The organism is Paenibacillus xylanivorans (genome assembly GCF_001280595.1).
Classification (GTDB): domain Bacteria; phylum Bacillota; class Bacilli; order Paenibacillales; family Paenibacillaceae; genus Paenibacillus; species Paenibacillus xylanivorans.
In genome coordinates this window covers 1-21,532 of sequence record NZ_LITU01000011.1, presented here as the reverse complement: position 1 = coordinate 21,532, position 21,532 = coordinate 1, and the positions used below count along the sequence as shown (strand labels likewise).

Genomic DNA, 21,532 nt, shown 5'->3' with positions numbered 1-21,532 from the left:
ACCTGGTCTCCATACAGCAAGGCAGGGTGGCCCGGCGTGCGCTGGGCGTGCTTATTGAACAGATCAGCCAGCGTTTGCTCCGCGAGAGGAAGCATTTGCTGTCCCTGTCCTCTGTTGAAAATTTCTTGAACTTCAACAGAGGATATCATTTCCAATTCGCCAAGAGATAGCCCTGTGTTGTTAACTATGGAAGTCAGTAACTGTATGAAGTGGCTGGCCATGTTTTCAATCGTATCTCGCTTAAATAACGATGAGGCATATTCCATTTCACACCTAATTGCCCCCTCTTCCTCAGTAACTTGCAGGGTGAGATCAAACTTAGACACTCCACTGTCCATGTTAAGATTCGTCAGTTTCAATTCCCCAAGCGAACTCATATCCGTATTAAAATCGAGCACATTTAGCATTACGCTAAAAAGAGGGTTTCGGCTGAGATCTCGTACAAGTCCGAGTCTATCAACCAGCTTATCCAAAGCGTAATTTTGATGTTCAAAGGACCTCAGGGTGTCGTCTTTAATTTCCTCCAAGAAGCTTTCAAAAGATTGCTGTATCGCAGGATACGTTCGCATAGGAAGCGTATTTACAAACATGCCTACAACCGAATCAACATCAGGGTGAATTCTTCCAGATACAGGAGTTCCAATAATGATGTCTTCCTGTCCGCTATACTTGGAAAGAAGCACGCTAAAGGCGGCTAACAGAAACATGTAAAGCGTGCATTCTTTCGCTTTTACCAATTGCCGGATTTGTATTGTAAGTTCTGTGCTTATATGGAATGTATGTCTATGGCCATGAAAATCAAATAATAAAGGTCGCTCATAATCCATCGGAAGAGATAGCACAGGAAGGCTCCCTGAAAAGCGCTCCAACCAATACATTTCTTCACGAAGCATATCCATGTCCGCAAACCGTTTCTTCTGCCAAACTGCAAAGTCTTTATATTGAATGCGCAATGGCGGGAGATCTTTGCCTTCATAAAAAGCCAGAAAATCTTTGACCAGGATCTCCAAAGATGCGCCGTCCGTAATGATATGGTGCATATCTAGAAACAAATAATGCTCATTATTGTTGGTTTTTAGAACATGCACTCTTAATAGTGGAGGCTGCTCAAGATTGAATGGAACTATGAACTGCCGCATTTTTTCCTCTAATTGAATTACATCCACCAGTTCTGTCGTGATGGTAAATGCAGAAGATGGCGCAATGTACTGCACCGGCTCCTGATTGACAATGCCAAAGGAGGTCCGCAGCGACTCATGCCGATCAATAAGCAAATGAAATGCTTGTTGAAGACGATCCATGTCCAATGTCCCCTCAAGTTTGAAAAATGCAGGCATATTGTATCCATTTCCCGCTGTCTCCAATTGATTAAGAATAAACAGCCTTTGTTGGGAAGCGGATAATGGATAATAATTAGCTATTGGGCAATTAGGAATAGGAGCAAGACGGTCTTGATCAGATCGAAGTATAAACTCACTGAGTCTTTCCAAGGTAGGCAGTTCAAATATTTTTCTTAGTGAGATACTAACCCCAAATACTTGATGGATTCTTGATATTAAAGAAGCCGCCTTCAGTGAGTGGCCACCTAGATCAAAAAAGTTGTCTTTGGCTCCAATCCGGTCTTTTTTAAGAATGTCTCGCCAAATGGAAGCAAGTTTAATCTCTGTGTCATTACGCGGTTCCACAAAAGTTACGCCGATCTCCATCTGAGTCTCTTGCTGCAATAATGCTGAACGATCGATTTTTCCATTATTCGTAAGAGGGAACACTGGAACAACGACAAACTTCGCAGGAATCATATAGTTCGGCAGTCTGGCTTGGAGGTACTCTTTTATATCGGCAACTGTCAATCGGTCATCGTTTAAGATTAAATAAGCGCATAGAAGGGAGTTGTCGTCTTCTTCTTTGATCTCCATGACAAGCACTTGTTTCACACCTTCATGTCCCGACAAAGCCGTTTCAATCTCGCCCAATTCAATTCGATAGCCACGGATTTTAACCTGATGATCGATACGACCGAGATATTCCAAGGTACCATCTGGCAACCAGCGCACAAGGTCTCCGCTCCTATACATACGTTCCCCAGGTATAGTAGGATTAGGTATAAAACGCTCAGCGGTGAGTTCAGGGCGATTCAGATAACCTCTCGCAACTCCGGGTCCACTCACATAAAGCTCCCCTGCTATACCCTGGGGCAATATATTGCCGTCTTCATTAGCTACATATACTGCAAGTGTAGGCAGCGGTTGTCCAATGCTGTTGCTACCTGAAGTCATATCCTTCAGTGTGAGTCTGTGATAAGTCACGTGAACGGTCGTCTCTGTAATACCGTACATGTTTATCAATTGAGTATCAGGCCACTTTAGGTGCCACTGTAATAGACGCGAGGCATTTAGCGCCTCTCCTCCAAAAATGACATATCTCAGTGAGGAATAATCCAGATCCGCTTCGCTTGCTTCAATCACTCTATAGAACGAAGCCGGAGTTTGATTTACAACAGTCACCTTTTCACTACTGATCATTTTGGCAAATTCAGTGGGATGCTGAGCTAAGAGCTTAGGCACAATGACGACTCTTCCGCCGTATAACAGAGCCCCAAAAAGCTCCCAGACCGAGAAGTCGAAACAAAATGAGTGAAACATGGTCCATGTGTCGTTCTCACTAAAATCAAAGCGATTTTGATCGTTGAACAACAGACGTACTACATTACGATGTTTAACCATAACACCTTTGGGCACGCCGGTTGATCCTGACGTATAAATAACATATGCCAAATTATCGGGCGACGGATTTGCAACAGTCAGTCGGGAACTGCTCATATATTGGATGGCGTCAAATCCATGCTGGTGTTTTTTCTTCAAAAAAAGCGGTAATTTCTTTTTATTCTCCTTGTTAATTGTAATAACAACGTCATAACGAAATTGAGTTAACTCATTGGCAATAGTATGGATCTTCTCCGAGAACTCTATGGATGCAATTTCCTTGAGTTCACACCCCAGCTCTTTAAAAAATTCTTTGGACAAGAAGAGTTCATCGTGAAATTCCGTTTTGGTTCTGGCGTGAGGATGCTGCCGCTTATAATCACGCAAGGACTGTAACAACTCTTTTTTCTTATCTAAATCCATAATATCTCCCAGGAATAACACGCCTTCATTTTTCATGAGAGAGATGGCTTTGCGGATGACTCGGCGCAAATAATTGTGACCATGAAAAGCCTGAATTACGCTGTTCATAATGACAATATCAAAATCGTGTTCATGAATATTATCGATCTGATGAGCAGAAAAACAATCCAGCTTTATATTATTGATCTCTTGCCCCATAACCAATTGTTTGTTTTTTTGGATAATAGTCTCTGATAAATCGGTCCCATAATATAAGCCAACGTGAGGAGCAAGCCTAAACATACTGATCCCAGAAGCACATCCAATCTCCAGTACTTTTGAGGCACTATGTACCTTCGGCAGGAGTTTTTGCACGATGTTATCGCCATATTCATCCATCTCTTCACGGGAGAGGTTTTCACGAGTATAACTGTTTACCCAAGCGCCTCCTGAGATATCATCTTCTGCTTCGGCACCGATGTGCTCCCACAGTTCTTTACTCATAAGACCGTTCTCATCAGACTCTATTTCTTCAAATACATTCTCGCTATTCAGACATACAAATGCATGTAACGAAGGACAGGACCACAGGATATGATTCAAGGAAGCAATACAATTCTTCATCGATAGCACGACAGAGATTCCCGAGTCATTCACCATCGTTTCAATTCGTTCCCGAGGATAATCAGGATCGATTGGGACATAAGCTCCCCCAGCCTTTAATACACCCATGATGGCGATGGGAATCCATTCCGAACGCTCCATCATAATACCCACCAGGAAATCCGGACCTACCGCGTGAGTCCTATAGAGATAGTGAGCCAACTGGTTTGAGCGCTCGTCCAGTTCTCGATAGGTTAGATGTCTGCCCTCAAATGTAACAGCCGAATGGTTCGGAAATAGATCTGCACGGCTCTCAAACAAAGAGACAATGGTTTCGTTATATGGGTACTTCACTTTGGAATTATCAGCCATTTTGAATAAATTTTGCTTCTCTTCTTCATTCATGATTTCCATGTCAGACAATGGGGCTGTCGGATGGTTAAGAGCCCAGTTCAGACCGTTAACCAGGTGCTGAAGCAAACGCTCAACAAATAAATCCTCATAGTCTTCAGACAAGTAATTCGCTTCCAAGATAACTTCCTGCCGATCATCCGTTGCTCGAAGGTGAAATAACAGACGTGTTCGGTCAGGATCAAATGCAGGAGAACCATGAATTGTATCCATAGTAAGAACTGAGCCGAATAAAGGCTCATGGTCTTGTTGTAGATTCCCTAATAAATCGAGTGTCATGGAGAGAGGGAGGGCGCTATGCTCCTCCGCCTCCTCCGCACTTTTTTTAACGGAAATCAACAATTCTTTAAAAGTTTCAATATTGGATAAATCGGTTTGAACAGGGAGCACCTCTTCCCAGTCGATTTCTTCACCATTTATGTTTCCGGATAGAGGCGAGCCCATATAAACCAGAGATTCTCGAGAATATACTGACAGAAGTTTTATGGTTCCTGCAAGTACGATCAAATACTTGGCATAGGATGAGCCACCTCCTACTCGTTCCATCACTTCTTTTAATTCCGAGGAAAATACAATTTGCTGCTTCATCTTCTTGGATTTTAAGGTCGCTTGATTATTATGTTGACAAGGGAACGTGGTAACGGTGTAACCAGACTGTAATTTTTTCGTCCAGTAGTCTTTAGGCTTGTCCAGTTTGCCGCTCGATAGAAGAATATTTAATGTAAACTTATCCATTCCTTCACCCCTCACTAGAATCTGAATTCGATGTCCTCGTACTGCGCCTTGTTTGAAGTTACCGTCATTAGACTCTGAAGTTCAATATCTTTGATTCTGAGAGAGCTATCTTTGAGTGTAATCTCAATAATTTCAATGAAATCCTGTACCATCCGTTCAACGGTTTCTTTCCGGAACAGATCAGTGCGGTAGTCAAAGATGAAGAGCAGCTCTCCATCCATTTCGATTGCTTCAAGTTTCAAATCAAAAATGCTGGTTTTACGCTCAAGTTCAACTCTAGTGACCTTCAATCCGTGCAACTGAAGATACGGAACTTCATTATTTTGCAGTACAAATACAGTGTCAAAAATCGGATTGCGTCCTTCACGATTCTCCAAATCCAGCTTTTCAACAAGCATTTCAAAAGGATACTCCTGGTTCTCGTAGCTCTGCAGCGCCAGTTCATTTAACGCCTTTACATAGGTATTGAAGTTCTGATTCCAATCAACCTGGCTGCGTATGGGCAACGTATTTACAAACATCCCCATTACATTTTCCAAATCAGGATGCAAACGCCCGGCAATAGGCATGCCTACAACGAGGTCTTGCTGCCCTGCATATTTGGACAATAGAACTTTGTAAACGGACAGCAAGTAGACGTACAACGTAATACCTTCTTGCTGTAGGTAGCGATCAATCTCTTCTTTAACCGAAGCTTCGATCCGGAAAGTGGTGTGATCACCGTGAAAGCGCTGAGTATTGCGGCGCGGATAATCGGTTGGGAGGCTAAGCTCCGGCCCTCCGTCTTGGAACTGGTTTAACCAATAGCTGGCCTGTGCCTGGAAGGCTTCCGTACGATACTGCCCTCTCTGCCACTCAGAATAATCTTTGTACTGTAAGAGCGGCAATCCCAGTTCCTGTCCTTCATAGAAAGCAGCTAATTCGCCGACCAGCACACCAAATGATGCTCCATCGCCAATAATATGATGCATATCGATTAGAAGCGTATAGCTTTCGGTATTGTGCTCTACTAACATCGCTCTTAATAACGGTCCATGTTCCAAATCAAATGGCTGGATAAATGCATCTGTAATTGACCTCAGTTCTTCCTCTCTGGCCGAAATCACAGGTAGTGTTAGATCGATCTCATCTGAAATCGTTTGAACAGGCATCCCTTTTTCAAATGAGAAGGTAGTACGAAAAACTTCATGCCTAGAAACCATGCTTTGAAGAGCTTTATGAAGCTTGGATACCTCCAGTTTCCCTTCAAGACGTATCACGTTAGGCATGTTGTAACTAGTTCCCACATCATTCAAATGATCGATCAACAACAATCTTTTCTGAGCCGACGAAACAGCATAGGTTGACTGCAAAGGAGCTTTTGGAATTTCATTCAAGCGTCTCTTAGCCGAACTCTCTAATTTCAGCGCAAGTTCTCGGATCGTTGGGCTTGTAAATACATCTCTTAGCTGTATCGATGATGCTCTTAGTTCCTGTTTTATCCGGTAGATTAGGGTTGTCGCCTTTAATGAGTGACCACCCAACTCAAAAAAGTTGCTGTCCAGACCGATGCTCTCAAAAGGTATATTTAAAAGCTCTACCCACTGACGAGCAAGCCATGTCTCCATATCTGATGTCGGAGCTTCTTTCACTGGCTGGTCATTTGTATACGTCGTATCCATTTCAGCCAATGTTTTGCGATCAATTTTCCCACTGTTCGTTAGCGGCATTTCACCTAAAACAATAAATCGGGATGGAATCATATAGCTTGGCAATCTCTGAGAGAGTTTGGAGCGAAGCGTTGAGATTCCGCTTCCCTCACCAAGGACCACAAAGCAGCATAAGTAGTTGTCTCCACTACTATCCTTCCTAGCAATGACAGCGGCTTCTTTAACTTCGCCCGTCCATACGATCTGAGTCTCAATCTCCGCAAGTTCAATCCTGTAACCACGAATTTTAACCTGATGATCCGTTCTACCGAGGTACTCAAGCCTTCCATCCGATGTCAGGCGCCCTAAATCACCTGTTCGGTACAGTACCGGACAATGCTTGTTACCAAAAGGATTGGCTACAAAGCGTTCACTTGTCTTCTCTGCATCATTCACATATCCACCGCCTACACAGATCCCCCCGATATAGATCTCGCCATGAACACCAATGGGCACAGGTTGAAGTGCTGTGTTTAAGATGAAAAATTGACTGTTCGCAATGGGACGTCCCAAGGGTACTTCTCTTTCAGATTTCCAATCTTCTGTTGTTAATCTGTGATACGCGGTCACATCTGTACACTCGGTTGGTCCGTAGGTATTCACAATTTCCGTCCTGTTCTTATCATGCAAGATCCAATCCCTCAAGTATTCCTTGTGGATAGGCTCACCGCCTAAAATCACTTGTGTCAATGAGGTCAAGAGATCATAGTTCCCTCTTTCTGCGACAAGCGGATAAAAAGCTGATGGCGTACAATTAAGCTTAGTAATCCGTTGTTTAGAGACAGCAGAAACAATTGCCTCATGATCATAATGACCAGCCGGTAACAGGTACAGCGTTCCCCCGGTTACAAGCGGAGCATAGATATTTTTTTGAGTTAAATCAAAGCTCGGTGATGTCATAAGGAGCATTCGATCCTCTACATTCATATCAAATTCACGGATGTACCATTGCAGCAAGTTTGCAAATCCCTCGCGGTAAACAGAAGCTCCTTTAGGCACTCCTGTTGAGCCAGAGGTGAAAATAATGTACATTAAGTCACTTATATCTGCTGGGCAAGCAGGGTTGACATCCGGCAAGTGCTTGCATTGCTGCAGGTATTCATTTGACTGGAGATTTAAGATCTTCCACGCTGGCTCTTTGTATGGAAACGTCGTTTCCGACGCGGTAATAATAATTTTGACGCTAGCCGTCGATGCCATTTGGGCAAGCCGTTCCATTGGAAGGCCAGGATCAAGCGGTACGTATACGCAACCGGCTTTCAATACTGCAAGCATGCTGACAATTAGCTCGGGTCTACGATCGATGCTAATACCGATTGGCTCCCCTTTTCCTCCCCCCAGTCGATGAAGTTGATGTGCAAGCTGGTTGGAGCGCCGGTTTAGTTCCATATAACTTACAATGGAATCTTCCCATACAATGGCAGGGGCATCAGGGTTAAGTTCAACTTGTTCCTCTATCCATTGATGGATATCTTTCTTTTTAAATGGTGAAGGTTCTCCCCTACCTGCTTTAGATATAAAGTCAAGCTCTGTCTCTCCCACCATCGTTAAGTCAACAATGGCTGCGGAAGGATTGCTTGTTATCGCATTGATAAGGCGACCAAAGTGATCAGCCATACGCTCAATGGTTTGTGGGTTAAAGAGTTTCTTGGAATATTCAAATTCAAAACGTATTCCCTCGTCTTCTTCGATTGCAAAGAGACTTAAATCAAATTTTGAAATTTTGTGCGCTAGTTCATATCTTTTTATCTCCAACCCTCTCATAGCAACGGGTTCAAAACGAATATTTTGCATAGCAAAGAATACGTCAAACAATGGATTTCTGGACAAGTCACGCGGAACCTGAATCAGATCTACCAGATCTTCAAAAGGGAAAGCTTGATGCTCAAATGAATTCAGAACATGTTCCTTTACTTCAAGCAAATAGCTGATAAATGATTTGCTTTCTTGTGGGAAGGTGCGGATAGCCAATGTATTAACAAACATTCCGACCAGCTTTTCTAATTCAACCTGTGTTCTTCCCGCAGTAGGCGTTCCGACGACAATGTCCTCTTGGCTAGCGTATTTTGAAAGAAGTACATTGAAACACGCCAATAGCAACATATACAGCGTTGTTTCCGTTTTTTGAGTGAGCTTAATCAAAGCTGCTCTTTGTGTAGAATTAAGTCTTGTTACCACCATGTCCCCCTCATAAGTTTGGATAACTTCCCTCTTATGATCTGTCGGCAGTTGCAAAACTGGCAATTCGCCAGCAAAGGAATTCAGCCAAAATGATTGCTGTTCCGCTCTAGCCTGGTTTTTGCCTTTCCAAACAGCATAGTCCTTATAATGGATATCCGGCTGCGAAATCGGATTGCCATTATAGAATCCCATTAAATCCTGAAGTATAAGATTCACGGAAGCACCGTCTGCGGCGATATGATGGACATCCATCAATAAAATGTGATGGTTGCTACCCTTGTTTAAAAGGGTAAACCGGATCAGCGGTGTCTGACTGAGATCGAATGGACATACAAATTGATCAATATCGTAAGTCGCAGAACTTAAATCATGAAACTCTATCGAACTTCTCACATTAGCATGAATAACTTGAACAGGTTCACCATTCTTCATGTGATACGAGGTACGCAATGACTCATGTCGTTCAATGAGGCGCTGTACCGCGTCTGCTAAAAGACTGGTGTCAAGCAAGCCGTGTATTTCAAGTCCGCCCGGCACATTATATTGTGTAGATTCCGGCTCTAGCTGATGCAAAAGGTAAAGACGCTTTTGTGCTGACGTTAAAGGATAAGTGTCACCAGGTTCAGCACATTCAATGACTACCGGCACACTGCTGGCCGTTCTGCGGATTAATGCTGCCTGCTCGCGAACAGTCGTACGAATAAAAAGATCTTTAAGCGGAATGCTTACATGAAATACCTGACTTATATGACTGGACAAGGACGTTGCAAGGAGCGAATGTCCTCCTAGAGTGAAGAAATTAGTTGAAACATTGATCCGCTCCATCCCCAAAAGTGATTTCCATATATCTGCAAGCCGTTCTTCCAACTCGTCAGCAGGAGTGTCACCAGAATCCATTTCATGCTCTATTAAAGGTTCAGGCAGCTTGGCCCGATCTATTTTTCCATTTACAGTAAGTGGCATGGCATCTACTTGTACAAATCTGGACGGAACCATGTAATGAGGAAGCATGAGAGAAAGCTTAGCATGCAACTCAGCACTTGAAATATAACGGGAGGCAACAAAATAAGCTGCCAGATACTTTTCATCTTGTATTGTTGACCTGTCGATAACCAAAACATTTTGGATATCTTCTATCTCCATCAGCTGGTTTTCTATTTCACCAATCTCTATCCTAAAGCCCCGGATTTTAACCTGATGGTCGTTTCTGCCAATATACTCAATCGACCCGTCGTGCAGCCATTTTGCCAAGTCTCCAGTACGATACATTCGCATTCCTGGTTCGAATGGATCTTCAATAAACCGTTCTTGCGTTAAATCCTCTCGATTCAGATACCCTCTTGCCACTCCGGCGCCGCTAACGTACATCTCGCCTACGACACCAATAGGAGATGGCTTACCGTGCTTGTCAAAAATATAAACTTTTAGTGTCGGGAGCGGAACACCTACATTGGAAAGATTTTCTTCCAAATCAGCAGGACTCAGTTCCTTGTAAGTGACATGTACCGTAGTTTCTGTTATGCCATACATATTAATCAGCTTAATGTCCGGATACTTTTGCTTCCACTCCTTTAGTATTTTTGGCTTCAGCGCCTCTCCACCAAAGATTATTGTCCGGACATTAAGATCACATGCCGGTTCGATGCTTTCCCGTTGCATAAGATAGTAGAAAGCACTTGGAGTCTGATTAAGTATCGTAACCTTTTCACTTTGTAATAGCTTTAAAAAACGATGCGAATCTCTGGCGATTTCTTTCGGAACGACAATTAACTTGCCGCCAAAAAGTAGTGCTCCGTATATTTCCCAAACCGAAAAATCAAAACAGTAGGAGTGGAACATGGTCCATATATCCTGAGCATTAAAATCAAACAAACGAGAATCATTCTTCATCAAACTTATAACCTGCCGATGCTCTACCAGGACCCCTTTAGGTTTCCCGGTAGAACCTGAGGTATAGATCACATAGGCTAAATGATGAGCGGCACGTTTAACGTCAGGCCCCTGGGCTTGTTCCTGATGGGTTGATTCTTTCTTCAAGTCTACAATGGCACCTTTAAACTCGACGCCTTCTCTAAGGCTGCCTGAAGTGATAAGTAACCTGGAACCACTATCATCCAGCGTGTATTGAATTCGGTCGACAGGATAATCGGGATCAACAGGGACATATGCTCCACCAGCTTTAAGCACAGCCAACATACTCACAATCATATCCAACGAACGATCCAGCAGGATAACAGCTAATTGGTCAGGCCCCAAACCATACTCACAGAGTGTCGATGCCAAGCGATTAGCCAGCCCGTCCAAACGGGCGTATGTTAGGCTTTCTCCTTCATAAACTACGGCTGTTTTGTCAGGGAAAGCTTTTGCCGTTTGTTCAAAGATCTCAGTTATAGTTACATTTTTAGGAAAAGTAGCTTTTGTTCTATTAAAATTGTTTAATATCAGTTGTTCCTGCTCGGCTGTGAACAAACTGAAGAAGTTCAACGATTTCTCCGGAGCATGAACAACTTGTTTAACTAAGTAAGTAAACTGATCCACGAAGTTGCCAATGCTCACCCTTCTAAAGAGAGAACTACTGTACTCGAAATCAAAGCGAAGTCCATTGCTCTGTTCCATTGCTGTTAACATCAAATCAAATTTTACTGACCCCGTATCAAGTAGATCCAAAGTTACCGAGCAGTTAGGGATTCCCTTATTACCCACATCCATATTCTGCAAAATAAACATTGTGTCAAAGATAGGATTCGATTCGTGGCCTCTAACCCCGGTTGGCAGCTTGTTCACCAGCTCTTCGAAGGGATAGTCTTGATGTGCGTACATGTTTAACACCTGAGTTCGTACTTCAGCAAGATGATCCATAAAAGTGCACTCTGGCTTTATGGTTTGGCGTATTACAACTGTGTTGACAAACATGCCAATTAAAGGTTCAATCTCTGAACGGCTTCTGCCAGATACGAGCGATCCAACTAAAATATCTTCCTGACTGGTTAGTTTGGATAAAAACAGTTGATAGCATGCAAGAAGAATCATATATAAGGTGGAATTACTTCCGGATGCCAGATGATAAAGACGATCAGTAAGTTCCTTATCAAAATGGAATACAACCCGTCCACCTTCCATTTCGTTGTCCATCCGTCTTGGGTAGTCCATCGGGAGATGGAGTACAGGTAACTCACCGGCAAGATGCTGAAGCCAGTATTGTTCATCTTCTGATTTCTGTATGTTGTTTTGAGACAATTGCTCTAACTGCCAAGCTGAATAATCTTTATATGTGATCGTTAAACCTGGTAGAGGTTCATCATTGTACAGTTCAAAAAATTCTCTCAATAAAATCCCTGCAGATGTTCCATCTGAAACGATGTGATGTTGATCTATAAGAAGGACATGGCTCCATTCTGATTGTGACAGCAGCGCTGCCCGTAGAAGTGGAGCCTTACTTAGATCAAAAGGCTGCACAAAATCTTTAATAAATCGACCCAGCATTTCTTTACTTACTTCTAAGACTTGCATTTCACCGTTTATTTCAGGACTAATGACTTGAACCAATTCGCCATTTTTCCACTGAAAAGAAGTTTGAAATGCCTCATGCCTTTGGATCAATTGACGAAACACTTTTTTGCAGCGTTCATGATCCAGCTGTCCCTCAATTCTCAACATTACAGGCATATTATAGGAGGTCTTATTGACATCCCGCTGATTCAAAATGTATAGACGCTTCTGAGCCGATGAAGCATGATAAAAAGGTTGTAAAACAACAGGGTTAATATGATCTCTTGCAGTTGTAGACTCTGCTTGTATTAGGCTGACAAGATCACTAAGTACTGGATGATTAAAGATATCCATTATGGAAATTTTGATTTCGAAATCCGAGTTAAGCCGGGAAACCAAACGAGCAGCATGCAGTGAGTGGCCGCCAAGCTCAAAAAAATGATCATTTGGACGTACTTCTTCCAATTTAATTATTTCTGCGACCATGCCACATAAGCGCGACACTGTATCACTTTGTAAGCTGAAACCATCTTGAATACGGGTCGGCTTACGACCAATGGACTGTTGAATAAGGGCGTTCCGATCTATTTTTCCATTCGGCGTCATCGGCATTCCTGATAACTGAGTCAGGTAAGTTGGGATCATGTAGTTAGGCAAGCTTTTCCTAAGCTCACTGCGAATTAATTGTGGGTCCAATGACGGTTCAGACGATGTATAAAAGCCTGCTAAATAACCATCTCCATTTTCATCTGTACTGTGTATAACAGCTACATCTCTTATCCCTAAGCAAAGGCTCAGCTTCTGCTCAATCTCGTTTAACTCAACACGATAACCGCGCACCTTAACTTGCGAATCATTGCGACCAAGACACTCCAATTTCCCGTCATATCCTAAGCGTCCCAAATCTCCTGTTCGATAGAGCAGTCCTTTTTGGCTCCATAAACTTGAAACAAAGCGCTCCTCGGTGAGTTGTGCGCGGTTGAAATACCCTGAAGCTACTCCGTCCCCACCAATGTATATTTCCCCGATTACACCTACAGGGACTGGATTTCCATCAAGGTCCATCACAAAAATTTCAGTATTAGCTATTGGTCTGCCAATTCGTATAGCTTCGTCTTCATGGATTTCTTGATATGAAGACCATATTGTCGTTTCGGTTGGGCCATACATATTTAGTAATCGTGCATTCGTAATTTGTTTGATTTTTTTAACTAGTGACAATGGCAGACCTTCACCACCCACCATTATAGTTTTCAGGGATTTTAAGTAATCATGTGAGTTGCTGTCTTCCATTAGCATGTTAAGTCTTGAAGGCGTCGTTTGAAATAAAGTAACATCATGAACCATATATCTATTAAAGTGATCTCTTACTTCCTCAGGCTTAATTAATACAGTCAAACCTTTAGAAAGCGTCCATAGTAATTCAACAATAGAGATATCAAAAGAGAAGGTCGTAACAGCCAACATCACATCTTGATGTTCCGGTTTGATGATTTCATCCATTGCCGTAAAGAAATTAGCTAGATTATCGTGAGTAATCATGACCCCTTTGGGATTTCCCGTTGAACCCGAAGTGTACATAACATAGCACAATTCAGAGGGTTGAATACTGATTGGTTCTTCAGATTTAAGCGACTTAAATACCGACAACGTATCCTCTACCATAAGTTTCTCACCTTGATAGTCAATAGAGTTCGCTGATCCGTCATGAAGAAGAACACGGGCACCAGAGTCTGATAAGATATAGGATACACGTTCGGAAGGAAATTCAGGGTCTACCGGGACATAGGCTGCTCCAGCAAGAATAATAGCCAACATGGCAACTACCATTTCAGGGGATCGACGCATCATTATTGCAGTAACGTCACCTGATTGAATACCTCTTTTGTTTAATATAGTAGCCAGCCCTAGGCTCTTCTCCCATACATCTTGATATGTCCATATATTGTCCTCAAAAATTAGTGCCGGTTTATTCGGAGAGGCTTCCCATGACTTTCTTACAGATTCAACAATCGTAGGGTTAACGATTTCCTTCTCTGTCCTATTTATAGATGAAATGCACTCCAAATCCTTCTGCGGCAAGATACTGATCTCCGATAGAGACACTGAACTATTCGTCACTGCTTGGACGATGATTTTCTCAAAGCTTCTTACCATTCGTTCAATGGTTTCTCTATTAAATAGATGTGAAGCATATTCAAAATCTGCGAGTAGTCCCCCGTCTTGTTCTGTAATTGTCAGAGTTAAGTCAAATTTTGAATAATTACTATCATAGAAGACTGTTTCATACCCTAGTGCACGTGCTTTGCTTGGAAAAATCTCATAGTTATGCATAACCATCATCGTGTTGATTAGAGGATTACGAGTCGGATCATAGTGAATATCCAATTGTTCAACTAATCTATCAAAAGGGTAGTCCACATGCTTAAGAGCACCGATCATTTTAGATCGAACATGATTTATAAATTCATTAAACGTCAGACTTCCGTCAGGCTTAGTTCGCAAAGCCAGCGTATTAATAAACATTCCGATAAGTGGTTCAACACTTTGATGCTGCCGATCCGAAGCCAAGATTCCACTGATGATATCCCGTTGATTAGACCATTTAGCCAACATAACATGATAGGCGGCTAAAATAACCATAAATAAACTTGAATTGGTTTGTATAGCAAGTTGGTCAAGACCTTCAAAGACTTCTGGGGTTATAAAGGTTCTATAATGCTCCCCTTTAAACCGATACTCAGTTGTTCGAGGGTAATCTTCGGGAAGTCTCAGCGTTGGGAGATCTCCCGCAAACTCATTCAACCAGTATTCTTCCTTACTTGTAATCAACTTACTGTCTTGAAGACATTTTTGTTGCCATTGGGAGTAGTCTTTATACTGAATGGTTAAAGGTTGAATGGGTTGCCCTTTGTAAATTTCAAGTAACTCCTGAATGAATATTGATATAGAAGGACCATCGGAAATCAAATGATGCTGGTCAAATACCGCAATAGACATTGACTCTGCATGGATTACAAGTGTTCTCATTAGAGAAGATTGTGACAGGTCAAAAGGGCGAACAAAACGGGATATGATCTCAGCCCACTCTTCCTCTTCGGCAAATACCTCCTCCAAATCTATAAAAGCTGTAGGATTTATTCGTTGAATCAAGTCTTCTTGTTCCCATTCAAATGAAGTCCGTAGAGATTCCTGGTTCATTATTAAAAGCTCTAAAGCATTATGTAATCGCTGACGGTCCCACTGCCCTGATGAAGAAATCGAAAAAGTTAGATGGTATGCCAATTCCGCCCCAGGATTTTGACATGACAGATAGACCCGCTTTTGAGCTGAAGAAGCCAAACAAACATCGGTCGGGCAAGCCGTCAATTTATGAAGCTGAACAGGATTTTCCTGATCCAAAGCTGCAGCTATCTTTCGAATACTCGAGTGTACAAACAAATCTGAAATGTTCCAATCCACCTGAAACTCTTTGTTCAAGCTATTGACTATCCTTGCTGCCTTTAATGAGTTGCCACCCGACACCCAAAAACTATCACATATCCCCACCGGTCTTTCCATAACCTCTGTCCACAATTTACATACTTTTTCTTCGGTAGAAGTTGAAAACTGTTCCGTGGGTTGGCTGGATTGAAGTGTAGAAATTTGATTTTCAATATAGCTAAACTTTTCATCCCATTCTCCAGCTTCAAATTCTGCTGCCAATTTAAAACGTTGGATTTTCCCGCTTGTTGTTTTTGGGATTTTGCGTATTGGTAGAACTCCATATACCTCAAGGCCCATTTTTTGGCTAAGTCGTTCTTTCACGTCAAAAGCAATATTGACAAAGTTCTCAATTTTCCCTTTGTGAATTACGAACAATACAATCTTCTCGTTGAAGTTATCATTCGTCCTTACTGCGCAGGCAGCAACCTGATTTAAGCCAATACCATGTACGCCTTCAGTAACTCGTTCTAAGTCATGAGGATAAATATTTTGCCCGTTAACAAAAATAATATCTTTTGCTCTGCCAGTGACTACAAGCTGGCCATTATTTTTAAATCCCAAATCTCCTGTAATCATCCATCCGTCTTTCGTTTTAGCTTTTTTGGTCGCCTCTGAATTGTTATAATAGCCAGCAGTTACGTTTCTCCCCGAGATTTGGATATGTCCGACATAGCCATCACTCAGCTCTCTGTCATTTTCATCGCAAATTCGAATATAACAATCTTGTATTGCTGTCCCCGTCTCTACAAAATCAATACCGTTCTTGTCCCCCCTCTCAAGTTTTTGAACTTGCTCTCCTACTTGAAGTTGCCTGCGGTCTACTGTCAAAGGCACAAAGAGCTCACCTACTTCAGGAAAGGAGGCACCGACTGTAGCTTCGGCCAAGCCGTAAACGGTAAACATGGATGTTTCCCTTAAGTGATAAGGCTTCATTTTCTCCAAGAATCTCTCGCACAGGCTTGGCGAGATAGGTTCTGCGCCGTTGGCTATCAGTCGTACGGCCGACAGATCCAGATCTTTCGCAGCCTCTTCCTTGAAGAGAGTTAAAACATATTGATAGCCAAAATTCGGTGAGGATAAAATGGTTGCTTTGTATTGCTGCGCTTTAAGTAACCACAACATAGGTCTATATATAAATAGCGATGTCGGCATTATAATTTGTTCGATATTTGCAGTAAGGGGCATAATATGACATGCAATAAGGCCCATGTCATGCGTAAGCGGCATCCAGCTTAAATAAGCATCGCCTTCAATAACCTTAAACCCCTTGGCAATTGCATTCACATTAGCTATCAAATTGTCATGTGTAAGTGTTACTCCCTTGGGATCACCAGTAGATCCAGAGGAAAATTGTATAAAGGCAATTTCTTCGGGTGAAGCATCATGAACGACCCCTTGTTCTCCACTAAAACCGATTTCATTAACGATTACGGCCCTTTCTTCAATACCGTTTAAAAGAATCGCATTTTCTGCCAGAAATTTTTTCAATCCTGTAAAAGGTTTTTCCTCCGTTAACAATCTTGGCTTGTTGAGAATTCCCCAAATATGAATCAGTTTAGAACGGTGCTCATCATTACTCCCGATCGATACAGGAACGGGAATGAAGCCCCCAAGAAGACAACCCCAAAACATCTCTAAAAATCTTTTATTATCATCAATCTGAAAAATAACTTCCTCGCCAGGTTTAAATCCTTTACGTTGAAAATCTCCTAAGACACGAAGCGCACGATCCAATAAAACGGAATAGCTTACATGATACTCATTGCTACCGTTTTCGATGAAAGCAACTCCTTTGCTGGAAGCTCTTCGATCCAGAATCATTTCGCTTAAGGTACGATAGTTACTCACAGTGCTCCCCCCTATACTGTCTGACTTGACTCGTCTGAATTTATAAATCGAAATATACAACGCCTTTATTCCCATCAACGATGACTGTGTCTCCATCTTTTAACATGGAAGTGGCCACTTTGGTGCCTAAGACAGCGGGTAATTCATATTCTCTTGCAATAATGCCTGCGTGCGACAGAATTCCTCCGCTATCGGTGATTAGTGCCCCTATTTTTGAAAACAGAACAGTCCATGCTGGGGCTGTTGACTTGCATACCAGAACTTCACCGGAATTGATATTGTTAAAATCGGACTGAGAATTTACAATACGCACGTTTCCTTTGTATATACCTCGGCTGGCGCCATACCCTTTGAAGGTTTTCATCTCCATGCTGACAGGTTCTTGGGAAAAACCAAATATTCGCTCAAGTTCTCGATCCGCTCTAACCTCACTGATAACTCCCAAAAACGGGATAGGAGGCATTTGGCGCAAATCTTCTAATTCTCTCTTCCTCGCCTTCAGCTGCTCGGCAACATTTTTCGGTTGCTGTAACAAATTTCTGACCTCATACAGATACAAATAAAAAATATCCTGGTTGTCTTGAAGTATGTCTAGCTCCACCAACAAATTTCCGACTTGAAGCAAGAAAATTCTGGAGCGTGCCGGCAGCATGGCATCGATATAAAAATGGTGATCTTCTTCAATCCTCCATACCTTGATTGCTTGCTCCCAAATTTGAATGAAATCCTCACGGAGGTAAGAATCTTCAATCTGGCCTAATGTTTCTTTCAGAAGCGCCTCTCTTTTTTTAATGACACTCTCGAAATGAGAGTCAAAATCATATGAAGATTGTTGAAGTGATTGAACAAGAGCAAGTACAAAATCTATGTCTTCTTTCCATGTTTTTTCTAAAAATTCATGGGAATCTGTAGAGCGATAACCGTATACCGCTAAAAATCTTTTGATTTGCTCCAAAAACATGAGACCTATATCGCTTGTCGCCAAAACGGACTTTAATTGCTGTGACGGAAGTTTTTTAAAGTGTGTGGATAGTTCGTGTTGCTCTGATACAGAACGAGCCAACATCCATAACTCTCTATCGGTTTCAAGTGATTTATTCATCGTGCCAAGCAACAGCGAGTATACACTCACCGGATCATCTTGAAGACCAGCGCCTTTGTAGGCATCTTCTAGTAACCAACCAGCAGACTGCTTAGGGAGTAACACCTCATAATGAATCCGCCAGGCTAAATAAAAGAAATCTTCCATCTCATGCAATCTTTCTGCAGCTTGCTTCACTGTCATCTTTTCTTCAGCCCATGCATCGAGTTTTGTATAAAAAGGCATAAGCGTGTCCGCAACATGATGTTTAAATGTAGTCAACAGATTGGGAATTTCCGCGCGCACTTTTTTGAAATGTTCATTTTGCCTGGTGCTAAGATCTGTTTCATGTAATTCTATTGATTGGTAGTAGAATCCGTTCCATAGTCTAGTTCTGATTCTTTTAGTATTCATACTCCACTTTTCAAATGCACTCTCCATTCCTTTCTCCATTGCTGGAAGTAGGAACGAGGCAAATAACGGGCTAAGTGGATTAGGAAACTGAACATCGTTTTGTACCCAGAATGCAGATTCCATTTCTTGATCCTGCAACAGAATGTCATGTTTATCATCTACTGATGTATTCATTGCTAGCCCCCGTTTATACAGTTATTGGCCTTGCCTGAAGAATAAAAAGATTGTTGTTGTCCAAGGCGAACTCGACATCAACGGGATACTGCTGCTCATGTTCTATTCGCAAGGCAAGCTGAGAAATCTGGAGAGCTTCACTGTCAGACAAGCAATAACTGGATCGTTCCTGATCAGAAGTCAGGACCCATTGCTCGGTATTTCCTAACCATTGAAGCTTGCTCTCCTTCTCCCCCAGTTCCTTAGTAATCAATTGTTTTCGGGAACGAGATATGACATACAAATCGGGAGTGACACACCCTGATACTACGGCCTCTCCAATTCCAATACTTGCATTAATCATGACTTCCTCTTCATCTCCGTTGACAGGGTTGCGAGTAAATACAACTCCTGCGGCACGGGGATGAATCATCTGCTGTACGAGTATAGCCATGGCAAGTCTTTGTTGATAATCTAATCTTTTGTTATCCATATATTCTAAAACCTGTTCATTGACAGCTGATAACCAGCATTTTTTTATACTGTCTAGCAGTTGTTCAAATGTCTTAACCTCCAGAACTGTAATATATTGGCCTGCAAAAGATGCCTCAGACAAATCTTCCATATTGCCAGAGGATCGAACAGCGACAGAACCACCCTCCGAATGCTCAAGAAGCCGCAGATATTCAAACTTTAAATCCTGCACAAATTGATTGGGAAACGATATATCCTCTTCACGAATCTTTGAGCCCAATGATGCATAAGGCTCCATAATTGCCAAGTAAACATCAGTCGTAATGATAAATCCATTGGGTACATTAAAGCCTTTATTTAGCAAACAGGAGAGATGATATGATTTGGCGCCAACTATAGATACTCCCCATTGGTTGGCTTTTTGTAAACTTACAATATTCATTTGTTGCTCATCTCCTTATTCAGGTGCGGCCGCTTATCACGATTCGATAAAAATCCCGTTTGGGTCATATACGATACAATTTTCGAGATATAGTCGATGTTAATGTCGGGCCACTCAACTCCAAGCCTAGACAAGACTTCTAACGTGTACCGATTGTCTTGAAGAACTGGATTTTCGCTTTCGGCATCACGATCTGCCCTGTCTCCAACAATACCCATGAGAAGCTCCTGTCCCTCCGCGGTTAGAGATAGCTGTGCCAGGTGATTAGAGAAATGCTCACTCTCCATCTCTTGGATAGAATGATTTAAATGTCCTAGCATTTCCGCAACGTTTCTAACCGTTAAGTTATAAGGATGGTAAAGGTGATAGATCCCTCCTCCGGATTCTAAGTGAAGGCTGATTAGTTTTAATAGAGACGTTACGCAACAATCGACTGGAGTGAATTCAACTTGTGTGTCCATTAGAGCAGTAGATACTGCTCCTATTTCGATAAAAGATTTGAGTCGGGCATAAAAACGGTTCTCTTCAATATTGGGCTGAAATACGCCATCACTATATCTCCCTGTCAGGTTGCCGATTCGATAAATAGAGACGTTATGTCCTTGATTCATGGCAAGAAGGACCAATCGCTCCGCTTCAAACTTACTCTTTAAGTAAACTTTGTCCTCTAGGAGTTGCCCAATGTCATAGCATTCTTCCGTAAACTTTGTGCTGGCTTGACTGGTTCGACCTCCAGAAACGCTCATCGTGGAAATGTAGTGGAATGGAATGTTGTGAGCCTGAGCGTATTGAAGAAGATTATCTGTGCTTTTCACATTTATAAGATAAAATTGCTCATAGTCACCATAATGCTTTACTAACGCTGCTGCGTGAATTATTCCCTCAAATTTGGGAAATTCAAACTGCTTCAACCATTGCATGTTCTCAATATCACCTGGAATCAAGTGCAGCCTCACGCCAATTTCTCGTTTGTATTTGTATGAAAGCTCTCCAAAGTAATGATCAAACCTGGCTTCAAGACGCTCAATGCATTCATGAACCGACTCCCCGCGCAGGAGACAGTAAACCTGAACTTCTTCATCATCAAGCAAGTCTTTGGCTATGTGTGCTCCAAGAAAGCCTGTCACTCCTGTCAGTAGCACCTTACCAAGTTTTCTAGATGTGGAATCAAAATTCAAGTTTGGCTTTTTTGGAGGCCGCACCATCGTTCTTTCCATTGTTGATGTTTGCTCCTGTCTTATAGGACCCTGATCAATTTGTTGTGATAAAGCCGCAATGGTTTTATGGGAATAGAAATCTTTAATTCCTATATTCCAAGATTTGGAGGCAGTACGTGCTAAGAATCTCAAAATGGATAGTGAATGACCTCCAAGGTCGAAGAAGCTGTCATGAATCCCAATCTCATCTTCTGGGATTCCCAGAA

5 protein-coding genes are annotated in these 21,532 nt (G+C 42.2%); all 5 read right to left on the bottom strand.

The features are described 5' to 3' along the window. The coding region (locus AMS66_RS01030; protein ID WP_144424382.1) for a non-ribosomal peptide synthetase at positions 1-4,853 on the bottom strand (4,853 nt) is incomplete at its 3' end. A gap of 14 nt (positions 4,854-4,867) precedes the next feature. Then, on the bottom strand, positions 4,868-17,545 hold the full coding sequence (locus AMS66_RS01025) for a non-ribosomal peptide synthetase (RefSeq protein WP_053779064.1): 12,678 nt from the start codon (positions 17,543-17,545) through the stop codon (positions 4,868-4,870). 40 nt (positions 17,546-17,585) lie between these two features. Beyond that, a complete protein-coding gene (locus AMS66_RS01020; protein ID WP_053779063.1) occupies positions 17,586-19,214 on the bottom strand; it encodes a PEP-utilizing enzyme in 1,629 nt (542 codons plus the stop codon). A 13-nt stretch (positions 19,215-19,227) separates the two neighbouring features. Beyond that, positions 19,228-20,109: a PEP/pyruvate-binding domain-containing protein gene (locus tag AMS66_RS01015; RefSeq protein ID WP_053779062.1), complete on the bottom strand. Its 882-nt coding sequence runs from the start codon at positions 20,107-20,109 to the stop codon at positions 19,228-19,230. Beyond that, the coding region (locus AMS66_RS01010) for an SDR family oxidoreductase (RefSeq protein ID WP_144424381.1) at positions 20,106-21,532 on the bottom strand (1,427 nt) is incomplete at its 5' end. The genes AMS66_RS01010 and AMS66_RS01015, both read right to left, overlap by 4 nt.

What these genes read in the sequence shown, in the direction of transcription:
- AMS66_RS01020 (WP_053779063.1), bottom strand. Translation starts at nt 19,214, where the DNA reads ATGAATACATCAGTAGATGATAAACATGACATTCTGTTGCAGGATCAA.
- AMS66_RS01015 (WP_053779062.1), bottom strand. Translation starts at nt 20,109, where the DNA reads ATGAATATTGTAAGTTTACAAAAAGCCAACCAATGGGGAGTATCTATA.